The sequence below is a fragment of the Photobacterium obscurum genome, assembly GCF_026191635.1.
GTDB classification, from domain to species: domain Bacteria; phylum Pseudomonadota; class Gammaproteobacteria; order Enterobacterales; family Vibrionaceae; genus Photobacterium; species Photobacterium obscurum.
The window spans coordinates 59,379-77,783 of sequence record NZ_JAKRRW010000022.1 but is presented as its reverse complement, the minus strand read 5'-3'; the positions used below and the strand labels follow the sequence as shown (position 1 = coordinate 77,783).

The following is an 18,405-nucleotide window of genomic DNA, read 5'->3' as shown; positions in this document are numbered from 1 at the left end:
GAAATGAATTCACTGACCAATGGCCGCATGATGAATACACAGCAGTCCACGACCAAACCGCGTGTAAACATGCTTCGAGACAATTTCAGCCGCGACAATATTATGCTGGTGGTAATACTTGCCATCATTGCGCTGGTTATGAGTCTGTTTGTACTGGCCCCGCTGGTGACGATGTTGCAAAAAAGCGTTCTCGACAGTCAAGGTAAGTATGTTGGCCTTGCCAATTTCGCAGAATATTTTTCGTCGCCAGCACTATGGCTTTCATTACAAAATACCGCATTTATCGGCATGATCGTGACTCTGTGCGTTGGACTGCTTGCTTTTGGTTATGCCTACGCCCTTACACGCAGCTGTATGCCGCTGAAAGGACTGTTCACCGTACTCGGTTCTGCTCCAATTCTTGCACCGTCCTTGCTGCCGGCTATCAGTTTGATCTACCTGTTCGGTAATCAAGGTGTCGGCAAAGAGCTCTTAATGGGGCACTCCATCTATGGGCCAATCGGTATCGCTATCGGTCTTATCTTCTGGACGTTTCCGCATGCCGTGATGATTTTGACAACCTCGTTGAAAACATCAGATGCCCGGCTCTATGAATCTGCCAGAGCGCTCAACACCTCGCCGATCAAAACTTTCTTTATCGTGACATTACCAGCGGCAAAGTACGGCTTGCTCAGTGCCCTTATTGTGGTCTTCACCCTCGTGGTTTGTGACTTTGGAGTACCGAAGGTCATTGGCGGACAATACAATGTGCTGGCAACCGACATCTTTAAGCAGGTGGTCGGGCAGCAAAACTTCTCGATGGGGGCTGTTACCAGTGTCATTCTTTTACTACCTGCACTCCTCGCGTTTGTAGCTGACCGCTGGGTTCAGAAAAAACAGCAAGGGCTGTTTGACTCTCGCTCGGTTGCCTATGTTCCAGAGGCAAGCAAGCTCCGTGATGGTATATGTTTCGCTTTCTGCTCCCTTGTCTCTCTCGCCATTGTCGTCGTGATAGGTATGGCTATTTACGGCTCGCTGGTTACCTTCTGGCCATGGAACCTGACCTTAAGCCTGAACAACTACAACTTTGCCGAATTCAGTGCCTATGGCTGGGCACCTTACTTTAATTCACTACAACTTGCTTCGCTGGTCGCAGTAATTGGTACCGTGGTGATTTTTATCGGTGCATACAGTATCAACAAAGGACGCAGTTTGGGCCCGCTAAGAAGCCTGTTACAAATGCTGGCTATTGTTCCTATGGCGGTACCGGGTATGGTACTTGGTCTTGGTTATATCTTTTTCTTTAACCACCATGCCAACCCGCTCTCTGTGCTGTACGGAACAATGGCGATCTTGGTGATCAATACCATTATTCACTACTATACCGTCGGCCACATGACAGCGTTGACGGCACTGAAACAACTTCCTGCTGAGGTAGAGGCTATCTCAGCATCCATCAAAATACCTCAGTACAAAGTTTTCCTGAAAGTCACCGTCCCGGTCTGTATGCCTGCTATTTTGGAAATCGCGGTATACCTTTTTGTCAATGCGATGACAACCACCTCGGCAATCGTCTTTCTCTACGCAACCGAGACGATGCCCGCTTCGGTTTCTGTCCTAAATATGGATGACGCCGGGCAGACCGGTCCAGCTGCTGCAATGGCGGTAATGATCCTTATAACAGCAGCAGGAGTAAAACTGGCGCATGTCGGTGCCGGCCAGCTTATTGACCGCCATACCCAAGCATGGCGTAGGAGATAGTATTTAACCTGAAACTTATTATTTCATTCGATAGTAATAGAATTCTATACCCAAGTGACTTCAAGGTGCCTGGGTATATTAGCAATGATCTTAGAATCGCTCGTTCACAATAAAATGAAACTGTTATAATGCCAACTTCGATTGATTTCCTGCGATATCATTCGAATTCGTATTCCTTGTAGGGTAAATCGTGCAATATTTAAAAATCATGGAAGCCATCAACGAGCAGATTGATGCAGGCCTACTTGCTGCAGGCAACAAGCTACCGGCTGAGCGTAAACTGGCGGAGTCTTTCAACACCACCCGGGTCACCCTGCGTGAATCTCTTGCGTTGCTGGAAGCAGAAGGAAAACTGTACCGAGAAGATCGCCGGGGCTGGTTTGTCTCGCCTGAACCGCTACGTTACGATCCCACCTTCACCACTGACTTTCCAGCGATGGCTTGCGCCCAGAACAGACAGGCACGCTCTGAATTGCTTTCTGCCAATCTTGTTCCTGCCAGCCGTCGTGCAGCGTCATTATTGCAGGTACCTCCCCTATCGGAGGTCTATCGAATTGATCGTTTACGCTATTTGGACGAGCGCCCTGTGGTGGTGGTCACCAACTTCATTCTGCCGGAATACTTCCCGAACCTACTCGACCATGATGTGACAACATCGCTAACGGCTACCTATCGAAAGCAGTTTGATGTTATTTATACTAGAACTCGCTATCGTGTCAGTACAACATCATTGCTAGGCGATACGGCTCACGCCCTGCGTGCAACCTCAGGTAGTCCGGCAATGCTGGTCGAACGACTTAACTATGACCAGCATAATAACTTGATCGACTGTGATCTCGAATACTGGCGACATGATGCTATCTGTATTGAGTCCATGGCGACTCTGGAAAAATAACACACATCAAAATAAAGCATAAGAGCGTACCAGCAAGGCACGCTCTTCATTTCACTTATAGATCAGGCTTCTGATTATTGGCTAACTTGAAAAGGTTCAAAGCGATTTTCTGATGCATCTGCTTAGGAAACTCATTGAGGAAGTCGCTTCGGGTATAGTCTTCGTAAATTGTCACAAAGCCATTTCTGTCAACCGTCTTTGTTTTGTCCGGAATATTGATCCCAATTTCATATCCACCAATATCATCTATCCCTATGATAGAGGCATAATTCGGCGTACGATCGCCCGAGATCGAACCCAGTGAACCAGTGGCCATGTCCTCTTCAGATAAATAGCCATACACATATGTCACGTTGTTAGCTAGCTCAAAATACCCGGCCACTTTATCGAGTGAGTCCGACATAACAAACGAGAATACGTTCGTTCCTTCTGGGCTACATTTGTTCTCAGGCTCATAGACATAGACGGCAAAACCCGGCATATCCGTATTCACGACTTCCGAATGCTGTTCGGCACAATCTTTAGAAATACCAGAGAGATCGTAAACGGGAGCAAACTTACCAGGGTTATCACCACTATCACTTCCGCCGCCACAGGCTGAAAGAAGTGCAGCCAATGCAATTACAACTATTTGTTTTTTCATTTTAACCTTCACCTACTGCGTTGTTCTTATTAATTCAGGCTTCGTCATAAACATAAACGAAGTTTTTCAAGCACAGAGTAAAAACTCCAACATGCAGAAAATTGCTAGCAGTGTAATCGGCAAAAACATATTGACTGAAAGGTATTTATTGCAGAACTAGAATCACTTCATAAAAGTAATTAAATCTGGATACATTTTGGGTAAGGTTAGCAACGAAACCGGAATTGGAGTTGAAAAGGTATGAAATCTACCAGCAACGACAGCCGGAAAAAAACCGCCACTTATTGGAAAACTGACGGTTTTATTTGTTTTCAATGAAGCTGGTGCCTCTTACGCTTTATCAGCCTTTCCTGCAGCATTGGCAAACTTTGCTAACTGCTTGTCGAACCAGGTAGGCTTTTCGCCTGCATCCTCGGCCGCTTCTTTACGCCGAATAGCATTTCGAACCATCATCGCCCCTGTCCAGCGGAAAGGCTCTGGCGGGAAATAGCCCTTCGGCCCGGAAACGAGCCCACAACGACTCCATTCATTGTCCTGTGCAAGTACCAATGACGATAATATTTTTCCGCCAATCCATGTCTGCCCAACCCCGTTGCCCGAATAGCCTAGCCCATAGAAAATATTGTTACTGTGCTTCAAACTGCCAAAAAATGGCAACCCCGTAACCGAGCGGTCTGAAGCTCCCGTCCAAGTTGTCGCGAATTTCTGATCTTGAAGCTCAGGAAAAAATCGATTGAAGGAATAACGCAAAAGAGATTGATAACGGCTTGGCTGATCAAACGTTTCACCGATACGGTTGGCATAGGCAAAATGATTACCACCTTTACCCAGCATCAGGCGGCCATCTGGCGTTGTACGGTAGTAGTGAACAAAAATACGCGAATCCACTACCGTCTTGCCATCTTTCAGGCCCATCGGCTCAAGTTTATCCGGAATTGGTTCTGTAATCGCCATGTCAGATGACACCAATACAACGCTACGTTTGAACTCCGGAAACTTTTCGACCATCCATGCATTGAGAGCCAGAACAACTTTTCCGGCAAAAATCTCTGCCTGAGGAGTAGTAATCGTTATGGGAATATCGGTATTGATGTCCTCCATTGGTGTATTTTCATACACTTTTACACCTAACTTTTCCGCCACCGACTTTAAGCCTCGCACCAGCATCGCAGGTTGGACACTGGCTGCCGCTGGCGAATAAAAGCCTTCTTGGTGAAGCTCAGATCCAGCCCCCTGCCGAACCTGCTTCTTCTGCCACTGCTGCCAACTATTTATCTCGTGCCGATCAAGGGCGTTCAGAATAGGCTCCATCGTCCCTCGCTGGGCATAGTTTGTCGCCGTATACAGAGTGCCATGCAGACGAAGTTGGGCATCAATTCGATACTCTTTACAAAAAGCATCGATCTCATAAATGGCTTGCTCAGACGCTTTTACCAGCCTTACAGCCTCTTCCTCACCATAGAGCTTTTTCATCGACAAATATTTGGTCGACCATGTCAGCATACAACCGCCATTGCGGCCTGATGCACCGCTGCCACATAAACCTTTATCGATCACAACCACATCCAAATCCGGTTGCTGTTGCTTGAGATTAATCGCCGTCCATAGGCCGGTATATCCACCACCGACAATACAGACATCCGTTTGAATATCGTTTATTAGCACTCTTGGCTGTGACGGAACTTCCATCACCATCGCCTGTGCAAACCAGAACGGCTGAAACCTTTGACTATCCTTATACATATCCTACCATTTGGTGTAGACCAACTAATGTTCAGCAATTTAGGCTCGAACGATGAAAGCTTAATGACAGCACTGGCCGGTACATAAAAAATTCATCATCAACAGATAATTGATAACAGAAAAAAAGTAGCTTTAAACAAAGAACCACCATAAAATGCCGGTGTTTGGGGAGTAGTCACCAATTGTTCGCCTGTCGTCATCTCGAAGTCTCACACTTCCGGCAGCCGAGAATGGATTTGCTGTGCGTTGCAAAACGTTGATTGGCACCATTCTGACGAGACCAACGCCATTATTTATGCACGCTTGTGTAGTTTTTGTAATGTGCGGAAGGTCATGACTAACCTCAATATTCCTGTCCCTTCCGTGCAATACCAAGCTTTTCTGCTTGGTATAAATGTCGAAGGAGAAAACCATGAGCCTTTTTAGTTACGAAGGGTTCGCTGTTCTGACAGTTTTTATGCTGGCGCTGGACTTGTATCAAACCCGTGGCGGAAATGTCACCATCAAAAAAGCAGCCATCTGGAGCCTGTTCTGGGTTGCTCTTGCTCTGGTGTTTAATTTTGTTATTTATCTTTACTGGCCGCAGATGGCACCAGAAAGCAGTTATACCAATAGTGAAGCTGCCACTGCATTTCTAACGGGTTACCTGTTAGAGAAATCACTCAGTGTCGATAATCTTTTTGTCTTTGCACTGATATTTGGCCAGTTTGCGGTTCCGGAAGCATTGCGTCCACGGGTGTTGATGCTCGGTGTTGTCGGCGCATTAATCCTTCGCGGGATCATGATTGCCATCGGTGCAGAATTGCTGACTCAGTTCCATTGGGTGCTGTATATATTTGCTGCATTTCTGCTTTATACCGGTTACAAACTGTGGCGTGAAGATGAAGAGGACCAGGAAGACTTCTCAACCTCCCTCCCGGTTAGACTGGTGAAAAAATGTTTCCGGGTTACTGGCACCTACCAAGGAAACAAGGTATTGGTCAAAGATAGCAAAGGCTGGCTAGCAACGCCGCTGATGATTGTCATTGCAGTGATTGCATTAACCGATGTGATGTTTGCGCTTGATTCTATCCCGGCAATCTTTGCGGTAACAAAAGAGCCGTTTCTGGTCTTCACAGCCAATGTTTTTGCATTGCTCGGACTGCGGTCGCTTTATTTTGTTCTAGAAGGGATGCTAACGCGTTTCTGTTACCTGCGACCAGCACTAGCTTTTATCCTCAGCTTCATCGGTATTAAAATGCTTCTGATGGAAACAGAATGGGCAATACCGACACCGGTTTCTCTGTGTGTCATCGTACTGACCATATCAGCCGCTATTGTTGGCTCCCTATGGAAAACCCGCGCTGCACCAGCCGCTTGATGACTGAATGGTAACGCACTAAATATACAACCTGACTTTAGCGATGAATGTTGCTGAAGTCAGGTGTTGTTTTTAAGCGTGCTAGTAACTGAAATCTTTCAACGAGATAAACTTTGACTCAATACGGTGATTACCAGGTCGGTCATAACCATAAATATCTTCACGTAACTGGAGTCGATTGTTCTCATCAACCCAGGCAGTCATATACATCACATCTACATTCACCCTTCTTCCCAGGCTGACCGTATCTGATTCCATATCACTGACCATTTTCTGGTACGGTGCAATTCCCGAACGACGTTGGTAACCAAGGATAAACTCGGCCAGTTCATCCGCCTTTTCAACCCTTACACAGCCAGAACTCAGGTTACGCTTGCTCTTGCGGAACAAACTACGTGACGGTGTATCATGCAAGTATATGGAGTAATCATTGGGCATCAGAAACTTCACTTTGCCCAAAGCATTACTGGGCCCAGGTCCCTGCTGGAATTCATACGGGAATGTCTTTGGATTCACGTTGCTCCACTCAATTTGCTCGGGCAGAATAATGCTGCGATCCCGCCAGCTTTTTACAATCTTTAAGTTTTTCTCCGCTAAATAATCAAGTGAATTTTTCACATTCGGGATCACATCTTCCTGCTTGATCGTTGTCGGCACATTCCAGCTCGGATTGACTACCATGGTATTGAGCGAGGATGAAAACAAATTAGTTGGCCTGCTTGTCCTACCCACAATCACCTTTGACTCAAAAAGCAACTGATCACGCCGGGTGATCCGCAACATATAATCAGGAATATTTACCCGAATCAGCGGTCTATCAGAAATATCAGACCCAAAGCGACTTCGTTGCAGATTCAACGCAATAACACGCGAGATTTCTGAGTAAGGCAAAGATAACTGTTTGGCGGTTGCCGGGCCTATGATGCCATCGACATCAAGCCCATTGCGATGCTGGAATGCCCTGATAGAGCGATTGACTTTCCCTGAATTGATAACAACAATCTGCTGTTTTAGCTGCATATAATCGGTTCGGCTGAGATCACCGTAGCCATACAAAACATCAAGCAACGCATTACCATTCGGTATGGGTTGATCTTCCCGGATCAATACCTTTCGGTTAACTAACATTAATCGGTGCGGCGGACGCTGGCGAAACTTCTCGGCCACAGCAACCGAGTTCTCTAAACGCTTCCCCCTGGGGCGAAGCTTCTGCAACTCTTCCATCAACGTCAAAGGAGATAGCTGGATATTAATCAGCTCAAGGGGGGATTGTTGAGGAAGTTGCAGGTTATGGTGCTTATACAAGCGGCTAGGCTGTGCTTCAAGTAGATTAACCACGGCTTTATAAATCAGAAATGAATCTGTGGCAATAAGATCAAAACCCCGCTGATCCGGCGCGTGTGACAATTGCTCAAGCTCAAAAAGTCGCTGCTCCAGCCCCGGAACCAGCTCCGCGTAAACCAGAGATTTGAACTGGAGGAAAAACTCTTGCCGAGTTGCTTCATCAGCCCAAAGCGGGACGTAGTCGTTAGCAGCATAGATACTTTCCAGCTTGGTAGGAAAGCACGTTTTATTGGTCGATTGTGAACATAGCAGTGTCTGACTGACCGGCTCATACCCCTGCAAGGCCTGCCAACCTAACTGGGTTTGCGCAACCGAAACGGCCGGAATAAATGCTAATACGGACAATAATCGGCGACAGTGTTTACCTACAACCTGATTAGAATTAAACATTGTAAAACTATCCTGAACTAAGGAAGAATTATATTTATTGCTCTCAATCCATGATTGTTCTTCTGACAGATACAACGCAGCCTAATTACTTAATCCTCAATATTTAAGCTGTACTTAATATGTAGTCAATAAAATGACACTTTGACAAATTAATACAGCAAATAATCAGCCGCATTTTGTTAACAGGCTAATTATTAACAACTTTAATTTCGGTTCTTTTTTTGACCACAAAACATGCAAATTATCAGTAATCCGTCATTATGGATCCGACTCCAGCGAAGCTGGAAGGTTACCAACAATAAGCAACTACGGACATATTTTATTGAGATTAAAAAGTGAAGCCCGACCAGAATTTGATGAAATACCCATGTCGGTTGCCAGTTTCACGGATTGTGGCCCAAACATCAGTGTGATCCCCCATACCGGATTTCCATTTCGCAAAATATATGTTGTAAGACTTTCACTTCCGGAAAGTGCGCTTGCCCGATAAGGTTAAAACCACAAAATATTAATGGGTAATAAGCCATGACCTTGCAGGCAAAGTTTCATCAAATCATCACCGACCCAACACTTTCTCCGAAACAAAAATCCAATTATCTCGCCCTAGAGGCCGATGCCAGTCTGCCCTACGTTAATATTTCTGAGCAGGTGAAAGCAGCGATGAGCGCAGGTATCCTCTGCGACATGTTTGAGGGCAACGCACCATTTAAGCCGCGCTATGTGTTACCTGATTACAGCAAATTTGTTCAGCAAGGCTCTGAATACCTCGAACTGTCAGCACCGCAAGACCTTGATGAAGCACTCAATGCCCTTACAATTCTTTATCACCATGTGCCTTCCGTTACTAATATTCCCGTTTATCTTGGTCAACTGGATGAAGTGCTATTACCTTTTGCTGAAGGGTTAGATGAAGAATCCATTTACCGCAAAATAAAACTATTCTGGATCATGCTTGATCGCACGCTTCCAGATGCCTTTATGCATGTCAATATCGGCCCGACCGACAACGTTATCTGCCGTACAATTTTACGAGTTGACGCCGAGTTAAAACAGGTCGCGCCGAACCTAACCTTCATGTACGATCCAGCGGTCACGCCGGATGATCTCCTGAGAGTTGCTGCGCAAAACATCTGTGAATGCAGCAAACCCCATATTGCGAACTACCCGCTGCATGCCAATGCCTATGACGACAAAGGATTTGGGATCGTAAGCTGCTACAACTCACTACCGCTAGCTGGTGGCGCCAATACCCTGGTTCGGATGAACTTGAAGCAAGTAGCTCTCGAAGCACGAAATCGAGAAGACTTCTTCTCAGATGTGCTTCCCCACTTCTGCTCGCTCATGTATGAGCTTATCGAAGCTCGCTCCGCGTTCCTGCATCAAGAGTCAAACTTCTTCGATAGCTTTTTGGTAAAAGAAAACTTAATCGAAGAATCACGCTTTGCTCCAATGTTCGGTATTTACGGGATGGCGGAAGCCGTTGCTATTTTGCTGGAAAAAGACGGTATTGCAGGCAAGTATGGTCATGACGAGGCAGCCAACCAGCTTGGTCATCAGATCTCTGCGGCATTGGATAAGATCGTAACCTCAACCCCAGTAACCTATGGCTATAATGAACGAGCCCTATTACACGCTCAGGGCGGGATCAGTCTGGATATCGATGTCACCCCAGGAGTTCGTATTCCCTACGGGACTGAACCTGATCCGGTCAGCCATATCCAGGCTCTAGCCGAGCATCACCAATACTATACCTCTGGGATCAGTGACATCTTAACAATTGATGAAACGGTTAAGAGTAACCCAGAAGCCATGTACCAGCTTTGCAAAGGGGCTTTGAGCCTAGGACTGCGCGAGTTTACGGCCAATGTTAGCTCTAATGATCTGGTGCGTGTGACTGGCTATATGATCAAGCTGTCAGATATTGCCAAGTTCAAGGATAACGGCTCACGCACCAATACCACTGGCCTGGGCGCGGAAGCTGCGAACAATACCGGCATTCTTAATCGCAAACCAAGAGTAGCTGCGCATGAGCAATCGCCTTGCTATAGCAACGGTCAGTAAAGTTCTCAACTTCTCTTGCGTCGACGGGCCTGGCAACAGGCTCGTTATCTTTCTGCAAGGCTGTAACTTTCAATGCAAAAACTGCCATAACCCTCATACCATCGGAATATGTGACAATTGCGGTGACTGCGTTAAACACTGCCCAACAGGCGCACTAAGCATGGCCGAAGACGGCAAAGGTAAAGCACAAGTGAGGTGGAACGCTGAAGCCTGCACACATTGTGATACCTGCCTTGCCGTCTGCCCTCGCCAGTCAAACCCGAAGACACGGCAATACTCCATTGACGAAATGCTGGCCATGGTGCGTAAAAATAGCTTGTTTATCAGTGGCGTCACCGTTACCGGCGGTGAAGCCACCTTGCAGCTCAACTTTATTATTCAGTTATTCACGGCAATTAAGTCCGCTGCAGATTTAAAACACTTAAGCTGCATGATTGACAGTAATGGCAGCCTCAGTGAAACAGGCTGGCAAAAAGTATTACCCGTTCTTGACGGCGCGATGATCGATTTGAAAGCCTGGCAGCAGGAAACCCATTTATGGCTGACCGGCCGTGAGCACCATCGGGTTTTCCAATCAATTAGGTTACTTAGACAACATCAGAAACTGCACGAAGTACGCTTGCTGTATATTCCAACTGTTACGGACTTCCAAACTGAAGTGGACGATGTGAGCCGGTACCTTAGCGCCCTGCCAGAGGAAACCCGTATCCGACTCAATGCTTTTCAGCACCATGGGGTTACCGGTGAAGCACTTGATTGGCCTACCTGCAGAAGAGAAGAGCTAGAAGCATTCGCAGCGCAGTTGGAACAACGAGGAGTCAGACATATTGTATTGCCGACGGTGGTAGTGGGAAACTAGGAATTCGCTCCGGCTTCCCTACAACATTCCACTATCTGCTCGTACAACCACCGGTGCGCCGGATCATTCATACTCGGCTGGTGCCATACCAGGCTATACGACACCTCACCGTAGTTAAACGGTAATGGTTTGGTGATCAGCCCCTTGGCCTGCAACGCAACATCAACCCATTGGCGAGAACAGGTAAACAGTAAGTCACTGTGATGACACATCAGCGCCGCGCCGCCAAAATCAGGCACTGTGACTGCAATTCGGCGCTTTTGATGCTGCTGGGCCAACTGCATTTCAAAAAATGGGACATTGAGATCACTGTCCATGATCCCTATATGGCCATAGCTCAGGTAGTCATCAATACTCAACGGCTTGTCAGCCAAGGGATGTGTGGGACTCATCAAACACACCATCTCATCATCCAGCAAGGTTTCCCAAACCAAATTGCTCTGGGTACTTGGTGGCTGACTTTTGTCATGGGGGAGCACAATAAAGTCCAACTGCCCTTTAGACAAACTGTCAAAACCCATACTATCGCGAGACCAAATTTCCAACCGCATGCCTGGAGATTGCTCCAATACCCGGGCGGTCAGTTTTGCAGCCAATAATTCAAACGTACTTTCCCGCATAGCCAGAGAGAAACGCCCTTGATAAGAGGACGGATCAAAGGCTTCCTGCGTCAGCATCTGGTTCATCTCATTGATCATCTGATGAACCGTTGGTCCCAGGCGTCGAGCCAAAGGTGTTGCAACTAACTGGTTACCATGGCGGTAAAACAGCTCATCATTCAGGTTTTCTCGGAGCTGAGTCAGCGTTTTGCTCACCGATGACGGACTCAGGCACAAACGCTCTGCACTGCCGGTCACGCTCAGGGTATCGAGCATCACATGCAAAGTGACCAGGTGCTTCATGCTGACTCGGGAGAGTTTTATCAAATCCATAGTTCTACAAGACTCAGAGACAAAAATGCCAGCCGATAAAATCCAGCTGGCATTTGAAATTTAAACAGCGCTCATCAACAACGACTAGCGCAAACCGTGTAGGAATTCAGCACGCGTCGCAGGATTGCGTTTGAAGATCCCTCCCAACGCAGTCGTGGTTGTTGCACTGGTAGCATCCAGCACACCACGAGCCTTGACGCAGTAATGGGTGGCATCAATTCGAACCGCAACGTCCTCACTCTCAAGCAATGTCTGCAGAGCGAGTAAAATCTGATGGGTCATACGCTCCTGCACCTGCGGGCGCTGGGCAAAGAAGCGAACAATGCGGTTGATCTTCGACAGGCCGATGATCTTGCCACGTGGAATATAGGCAACTGTCGCCATTCCATCGATGGTCACCAAATGGTGTTCACAGGTACTGGTCAGTGTAATGTCTTTAACTCGAACCATCTCATCACAATTCATCTTATTTTCAATGACTGTGATCTTGGGGAAATTGGCATAATCAAGACCAGAAAAAACCTCATCCACATACATCTTTGCAATACGATGCGGAGTTTCCATCAGGCTATCATCAGATAGATCCAACGAAAGAAGCTCTAAGATCTCACGCATGTGATACTCAATCTTCTCTTTCTTCTCTTCGCGGCCTACCACCCTGTCAGTCATAGGTGTTTCAAGTCCACGATCTTCCAGTGCCTGGCGCACCTTCAATGCAGATTCGCTTAATGCTGTCATTCTTTCCCTCCAACCGGCTTGGGCGTAATGCGATAAGTGCCCTATACATACTGCCAGCGATAATTCAGCCAGCAGGATACCTGTAATCGGGAAAAAATACACTACGTATTTACTAAGGTATTAGTGATGAACTGTTTTTTTTGTCATAATAATTCCCTATGCAAATCATAATAAGCTAATGACTTATAACGGATACCGATTATGGGATGTTGTGACGCTCCAGGCCTGATGCCTGTTGAAACGGCTCTGACCAAGATTTTGGCAGAAATTAAGCCTCTTGAAGCAGTTCAAACTGTTTCTTTATCTGATGCGATGGGACAGGTTATCGCTGAAGACATTTTATCTCCAATTAACGTACCTCCTTTTGCTAACTCTGCGATGGACGGCTATGCCATGCGCAGTGCTGACCTTCAAAAGACAGATACGTTAGTCTTGGCCGGCAAATCTTTTGCTGGTATCCCATTTGAGGGAACATGTACTGAAGGCCAGTGTATCCGCATAATGACGGGTGCTCAGATGCCAGAAGGTGCTGATACTGTCATCATGCAGGAAGAGACTGAAGTCGATGGTGACAACGTCCGCTTCTTGATCAAGCCACCAGCCAATGACAACGTCCGCCCTATTGGTGACGATGTTCGCCTGGGTGATGTGGTTGTCGCCAAAGGGTGCCGCATTACAGCACGTGAGATGCCATTACTGGCTTCACTCGGTATTGCTACTGTTAATGTTCACCGCCGCCCAAGCGTTGCCTTCTTCTCAACAGGTGACGAATTGCGCTCTGTCGGCGAGTCGCTGGAAGCCGGTCAGATTTACGACAGTAACCGTTATGGTATTCGCGCCCTGCTAGAAAAGTTCGGCTGTGATGTCGTTGACCTGGGTATTATCCCTGATTGCCCAGAAAAACTGCGAGAAGCTTTCGATGAAGCAACCAAAGCAGATGTCCTAGTAACATCCGGTGGCGTGAGCGTCGGTGAAGCCGACTACACAAAAGACATTCTCGATGAACAAGGTGAAATTGGCTTCTGGAAAATCGCCATGAAACCGGGTAAACCTTTTGCCTTCGGCACCATTAAAAACACATGGTTCTGCGGCCTTCCGGGTAACCCAGTATCTGCCATGCTGACTCTGTACCAACTGGTTCAGCCGATGATTGCAAAACTAGCCGGCCACACTCAATATCAGCCACCACAACGCCTGAAAGCGAAAGCATCTACCGTATTCAAGAAGCGTCCAGGCCGTACCGACTTCCAACGCGGTATCTATCAGATCAATGCTGAAGGACAGGTTGAAGTGGCAACGACGGGGAATCAAGGCTCCGGTGCCTTTAGCTCAATGCATCAGGCTAACTGCTTTGTTGTTCTCGAGCAAGAGCGTGGCCGTGTCATGCCGGGCGAAGATGTAACAATCGAGCTATTCAATCATACGATGTATTGATTTTCGAAAAGGGCTGGCTCTCAGCGTCTTGCAACTTACTGAGCTGTGCCCGTTTTCCCCCTAGTTTAGAAGCTTTATGATCTACAAAGTAAACAGGAACACACCGTGGTAGAACTTACTGATGCAGAAATGCTGCGTTATAACCGCCAAATCATTCTAAGACAGTTTGATTTTGAAGGTCAGGAAGCGTTAAAAGCCTCCTCGATGTTAATACTCGGTGCTGGCGGTTTAGGCTGTGCATCAACACAATATCTCGCTGCAGCTGGAGTAGGAAAACTCACGCTAATCGATGATGATAATGTTGAAGTGTCAAACCTTCAGCGCCAAGTCCTGCATAATGATACAACTGTGGGGATGTTAAAGGTTGAGTCTGCCAAGCAGGCACTGATCACCATCAACCCCAATACACAGATTGAAACAGTTGCCAGGCGCCTCAATGATGAGGAGTTAATCTCGCTTATCGAGCAACATACTATCGTGCTCGACTGCAGTGATAACGTTGATACCCGTAACCAACTCAACCGCTTGTGTCATCAGACCAAAACACCACTGATCTCCGGTGCAGCCATCCGTATGGAAGGCCAAATCAGCGTTTACACCTACCAAAGTGACGAGCCATGTTACCAGTGTTTAAGCGCCCTCTTCGGCCAGCAAACATTAAGTTGTGTTGAAGCCGGGATCATGTCGCCAGTCGTCGGTATCGTCGGAGCAGTACAAGCAATGGAAGCAATTAAAGTGGTAGCTCATATGGGCCAACCACTAAGCGGTAAGATTTTGATGCTAGATGCGATGAGCATGAACTGGCGTGAAATGAAACTGAACAAGCAACCAGGCTGCCCTGTTTGTGGTAAATAGTTTGCGGTAAGTCAATGATACAAAAACAGTTTCGATAAGGTTACAGTTCCAAAAAGGCCGAGATTTTATCTCGGCCTTTTCATTATGGATTGCAGGTTAGTGCTTTCTGCTACAGCAACAAGATAATACTCACGATTGCTGCGCTCATCAGGTTTGCCAGTACACCGGCCATTACAGCACGCAAGCCGAACTTCGCAATGAAAGGACGACGTTCAGGGATCAGGCTCCCCATTCCGCCAATCAGGATAGCGAGTGTTGTTACGTTCGCAAAACCACACAGCGCGAAAGTAACTACCGCAACACTGTGCGCCGACATCGTGTCTTGTACCCGCATCAAATCGATGAAGGCTACAAACTCATTCATCACGACCTTCTGGCCGATTAGCGAGCCCGCAGTAATTGCATCGGCCCAAGGCACGCCGATAAGCAGTGCAACGGGTGCAAACAGATAACCGATAATCAACTCAAAGCTTAAGTTTTCGATACCCACAAAATTGCCAGCATCATTGAGTAGACCGTTCAATAAGGCAATAACGCTAATAAAGGCCAGTAGTGTCGCTCCTATCGTCACCGCCATGCGCAGCCCAGACATCGCACCGTCAGCCAGGGCCTCAACCACGTTGGTCGCCCGGGGGATTTCTACCGAAGTAATTTCATCGGCTTGGGGCTTATCATTTGATGGCGGAACAATCATCTTGGCCATCAACAAACCAGCCGGTGCCGACATAAATGAAGCGGCAATCAAGTAGCTTAGATCCACACCAACCGCGGCATAGCCAACCATAGTGCTACCCGCAACAGAAGCCAGTCCGCACACCATGACAGCAAATAGCTGGGAGTCATCCATTCTCTTCAGGTACGGCTTAATCACAAGCGGCACTTCTGACATACCGACAAAGATATTTGCAGTCGCCGACAATGACTCAGCACGCCCAGTGCCAAGCACACGCTGTAGTGCACCACCGAAAATGTTAACCACTTTCTGCATCACACCAATGTGGTAAAGCATAGAAATTAGTGCCGAGAAGAAAATGATAATGCCAAGCACGTTAACGGCAAAAACAAAACCAATACTCCCCGTTGCCAATCCTCCGAATAAGAAAGAAAGGCCTTCTTTACCGTAGTCAGTGACGTAAGTAACCCCATTGGAAATGGCTTCTAGCGCCGCCTTGCCAGCAGGTACATAAAGAACCAGCAGGGCAAATAGCACCTGCAGCAAAAATGCAGTGGCGACCATTTTGACAGGAATACGTTTTTTATCGACCGAAAGCAGCCACGCAAGAACAAGAAGAGCGAAAATACCCAGTACAGCAATCATGTGAATTTTAAATCTGATTCAAAAGGGACGCGCATTGTATAAATCAGGCTAACGTGATCAAGGTCACTTTGATAATAAGTTGTTAACACAGAAAGGAAAAATGGAAATTCGTTGCTTTCTGTCTATTAGAAAACAGTGAGTTACAAAAACAACCAGACAAAACCTTTTCTATATAGAAAAGATCATTTATTCCGAGGAAATAAGGTGCAGTCAGAATTGGGCAAACGTCAAACACTTAAGTGACTAAGAATGAATCAGTTTATCGGGATTCAGAGGCACAACAATAAAAAAGCCGAGCATACATAATGCTCAGCTTTTTGTTTCAATAAGATTATTTCAAGTAAAGTCGCTTAACCTTACTGCATAATATACAAGTCACGGGTGTAACGACTTTGCGAGGCATTCACCTTCGAATAACCCCCAACCTTGGTACTCTTCAATACCGAACGGGTATAGTGGTATAGCGGAATGGCAGGCATTTCTTCAGAGAAAATCTTCTCGGCCTGCTGATAGTATTGATTACGCTTGGCATCGGTCGGCGACTGAATTGCCTTCGCCATTGCCTCGTCATAACCTTTATTAGACCAGCGGGCATAGTTCATACCGCTACTTTCAAAGTAGGATAAGAATGTTGACGCCTCGTTGTAGTCACCATTCCACGCATAGCGCGCAACCGTAAAGTCTTTCTGGCTTAGTTTCTGTAGGAACGTTTTCCATTCTTGGTTTGCCAGCTCAACCTCGGCCCCTAGGGTTTTCTTCCACATAGAAGACATAACGATGGCAAGCTTTTTATGCGACTCCAGAGTGTTATAGACCAATTCAAACTTCAGAGGATTTGATTTGTCATAACCAGCACTGGACAACAACTCCTGCGCCTTTTTATTACGCTCTTTCTGCGAGAGTTCTCCCCACGCTAATTCTGGTGGTGTGAAGCCATCGACCGATGGTGGCGTGACGCCATAAGCCGGTAACTGCCCCTGCCCTAAAATAACTTTGGTCACAACATCTCGGTCAATCGCATATGCCAGGGCTTTACGAACTCGAGGATCATCAAACGGTGCTTTATCAATATTAAACAGATAATAGTAGGTGCCTAACGATGGCATGGTTAGCAACTCATCAGGCCGCTGTTTTTTAATCGCATTATATTGTTCGAGCGGGAATGATGAGGTGATTTGTACTTCACCAGTACGGAAGCGGTTATACTCCGATGTCATATCAGAAATTGGCAAGTAGGTAACTTGATTGATAACCGTTTTACTGTCATTCCAGTAAACGGGGTTACGCTCTAGCACAATACGTTCGTTAAGCACCCACTTCGATAGCTTATAAGCACTACTGGTAACAATATTCTCTGGCTTAGTCCACGCATCACCATGGGCATCTATCGCAGGTTTATAGACAGGGAAAGTTGATTCATGAACCAGCATTTTCACAAAATAAGGAACGGGTTTATCAAGCGTGATCTGAACTGTTTTTGCATCTAATGCCTTAACACCCAGCTCGCCTGCAGATAATGCCCCATCACTGATCTTATCGGCATTTAAGATATGTGCTGTAGAGTAATACCACGCATAAGGAGCACCAGTTTTAGGATCGATGACCCGTTTGAAGCTGTATTCAAAGTCACTGGCAGTTATCGGTTGTCCGTTAGACCACTTGATATTGCCGCGGAGGTGGAACGTATAAACTTGACCGTTATCAGATACTTCCCAGTGCGTTGCCAAAGCAGGAATAATTTCACCGTCCGGGCTCTGGCTTACCAGCCCCTCGAACATATCTTGAATGACTTGTGAGCTAGAAGTATCGGAGGAAAACGAGGGATCTAACGTTGGGACTTCATCGCCGTTACCACGAACAATGACCTGATCGTTAGCCAACGTCACATTTGCTGGAACATCAGCTGCCATCACAGGAGCCGCTACCATTAATGCGATCAAAGCCGCTAGCTTTGATATTTTACTTCCTTGCATATTATGTCCTTGTTTATAGGGAGAAATCATACCCAGTTGGATACAAACTCTGTAAACATACACTTATATGCGTTAGTACGATATGCTAGCGGTCACAAAAAAGCCGGTGAAAATCACCGG

General features: G+C 46.7%; 14 protein-coding genes. 7 read left to right on the top strand and 7 right to left on the bottom strand.

Annotated elements, in window-relative coordinates:
* The first annotated feature begins 27 nt into the window (after positions 1-27).
* Both MD588_RS21095 and phnR read left to right on the top strand, forming a co-directional pair.
* Positions 28-1,740: a putative 2-aminoethylphosphonate ABC transporter permease subunit gene (locus MD588_RS21095; RefSeq protein WP_407676604.1), complete on the top strand. Its 1,713-nt coding sequence runs from the start codon at positions 28-30 to the stop codon at positions 1,738-1,740.
* Positions 1,741-1,930: 190 nt separating this feature from the next.
* Positions 1,931-2,635 carry a phosphonate utilization transcriptional regulator PhnR gene (phnR, locus tag MD588_RS21090; RefSeq protein ID WP_265699679.1) on the top strand — a complete coding sequence of 235 codons (705 nt, stop codon included), beginning with the start codon at positions 1,931-1,933 and terminating at the stop codon, positions 2,633-2,635.
* Positions 2,636-2,690: 55 nt separating this feature from the next.
* Here the strand turns inward: phnR and MD588_RS21085 are convergent, their stop codons facing one another.
* Together MD588_RS21085 and MD588_RS21080 are read right to left on the bottom strand one after the other, a co-directional pair.
* On the bottom strand, positions 2,691-3,278 hold the full coding sequence (locus MD588_RS21085; RefSeq protein WP_265699678.1) for a hypothetical protein: 588 nt from the start codon (positions 3,276-3,278) through the stop codon (positions 2,691-2,693).
* Positions 3,279-3,608: 330 nt separating this feature from the next.
* Positions 3,609-5,021 (bottom strand): FAD-dependent oxidoreductase, encoded by a 1,413-nt coding sequence (locus tag MD588_RS21080; RefSeq protein WP_265699676.1) that lies wholly within the window; start codon positions 5,019-5,021, stop codon positions 3,609-3,611.
* Positions 5,022-5,433: 412 nt separating this feature from the next.
* Here MD588_RS21080 and MD588_RS21075 point away from each other — a divergent pair, with 412 nt between their 5' ends.
* Entirely contained in the window at positions 5,434-6,381 is a 948-nt protein-coding gene (locus MD588_RS21075; RefSeq protein ID WP_265699675.1) for a TerC family protein, read from the top strand.
* An 81-nt stretch (positions 6,382-6,462) separates the two neighbouring features.
* On the opposite strand, the gene MD588_RS21070 is transcribed toward MD588_RS21075, so the two are convergent.
* Positions 6,463-8,115 (bottom strand): L,D-transpeptidase family protein, encoded by a 1,653-nt coding sequence (locus MD588_RS21070; RefSeq protein ID WP_265699674.1) that lies wholly within the window; start codon positions 8,113-8,115, stop codon positions 6,463-6,465.
* Positions 8,116-8,640: 525 nt separating this feature from the next.
* Between MD588_RS21070 and MD588_RS21065 the strand changes: the two genes are divergently transcribed.
* Both MD588_RS21065 and MD588_RS21060 read left to right on the top strand, forming a co-directional pair.
* On the top strand, positions 8,641-10,176 hold the full coding sequence (locus MD588_RS21065; RefSeq protein ID WP_265699673.1) for a YjjI family glycine radical enzyme: 1,536 nt from the start codon (positions 8,641-8,643) through the stop codon (positions 10,174-10,176).
* Positions 10,142-11,035, top strand: a complete 894-nt coding sequence (locus MD588_RS21060) for a YjjW family glycine radical enzyme activase (protein ID WP_265699672.1) — start codon at positions 10,142-10,144, stop codon at positions 11,033-11,035. Before MD588_RS21065 ends, MD588_RS21060 begins: the two co-directional genes overlap by 35 nt.
* Here the strand turns inward: MD588_RS21060 and MD588_RS21055 are convergent.
* Both MD588_RS21055 and folE read right to left on the bottom strand, forming a co-directional pair.
* A complete protein-coding gene (locus MD588_RS21055) occupies positions 11,032-11,967 on the bottom strand; it encodes a LysR family transcriptional regulator (RefSeq protein ID WP_265699671.1) in 936 nt (311 codons plus the stop codon). The genes MD588_RS21060 and MD588_RS21055 overlap by 4 nt on opposite strands.
* A gap of 84 nt (positions 11,968-12,051) precedes the next feature.
* Positions 12,052-12,705 (bottom strand): GTP cyclohydrolase I FolE, encoded by a 654-nt coding sequence (gene folE, locus MD588_RS21050; protein ID WP_265699670.1) that lies wholly within the window; start codon positions 12,703-12,705, stop codon positions 12,052-12,054.
* 201 nt (positions 12,706-12,906) lie between these two features.
* On the opposite strand from folE, the gene moeA reads away from it, so the two are divergent.
* Both moeA and moeB read left to right on the top strand, forming a co-directional pair.
* Positions 12,907-14,139, top strand: a complete 1,233-nt coding sequence (moeA, locus tag MD588_RS21045) for a molybdopterin molybdotransferase MoeA (protein ID WP_265699669.1) — start codon at positions 12,907-12,909, stop codon at positions 14,137-14,139.
* A gap of 105 nt (positions 14,140-14,244) precedes the next feature.
* Positions 14,245-14,994: a molybdopterin-synthase adenylyltransferase MoeB gene (gene moeB, locus MD588_RS21040; RefSeq protein ID WP_265699668.1), complete on the top strand. Its 750-nt coding sequence runs from the start codon at positions 14,245-14,247 to the stop codon at positions 14,992-14,994.
* A gap of 109 nt (positions 14,995-15,103) precedes the next feature.
* Here moeB and MD588_RS21035 read toward each other — a convergent pair whose 3' ends face one another.
* Both MD588_RS21035 and MD588_RS21030 read right to left on the bottom strand, forming a co-directional pair.
* Positions 15,104-16,312, bottom strand: coding sequence for a NupC/NupG family nucleoside CNT transporter (locus tag MD588_RS21035; RefSeq protein ID WP_265699667.1), 1,209 nt, complete (start codon positions 16,310-16,312; stop codon positions 15,104-15,106).
* Between the two features lie 356 nt (positions 16,313-16,668).
* Positions 16,669-18,285, bottom strand: a complete 1,617-nt coding sequence (locus MD588_RS21030; RefSeq protein WP_265699666.1) for a peptide ABC transporter substrate-binding protein — start codon at positions 18,283-18,285, stop codon at positions 16,669-16,671.
* Positions 18,286-18,405: the final 120 nt, after the last annotated feature.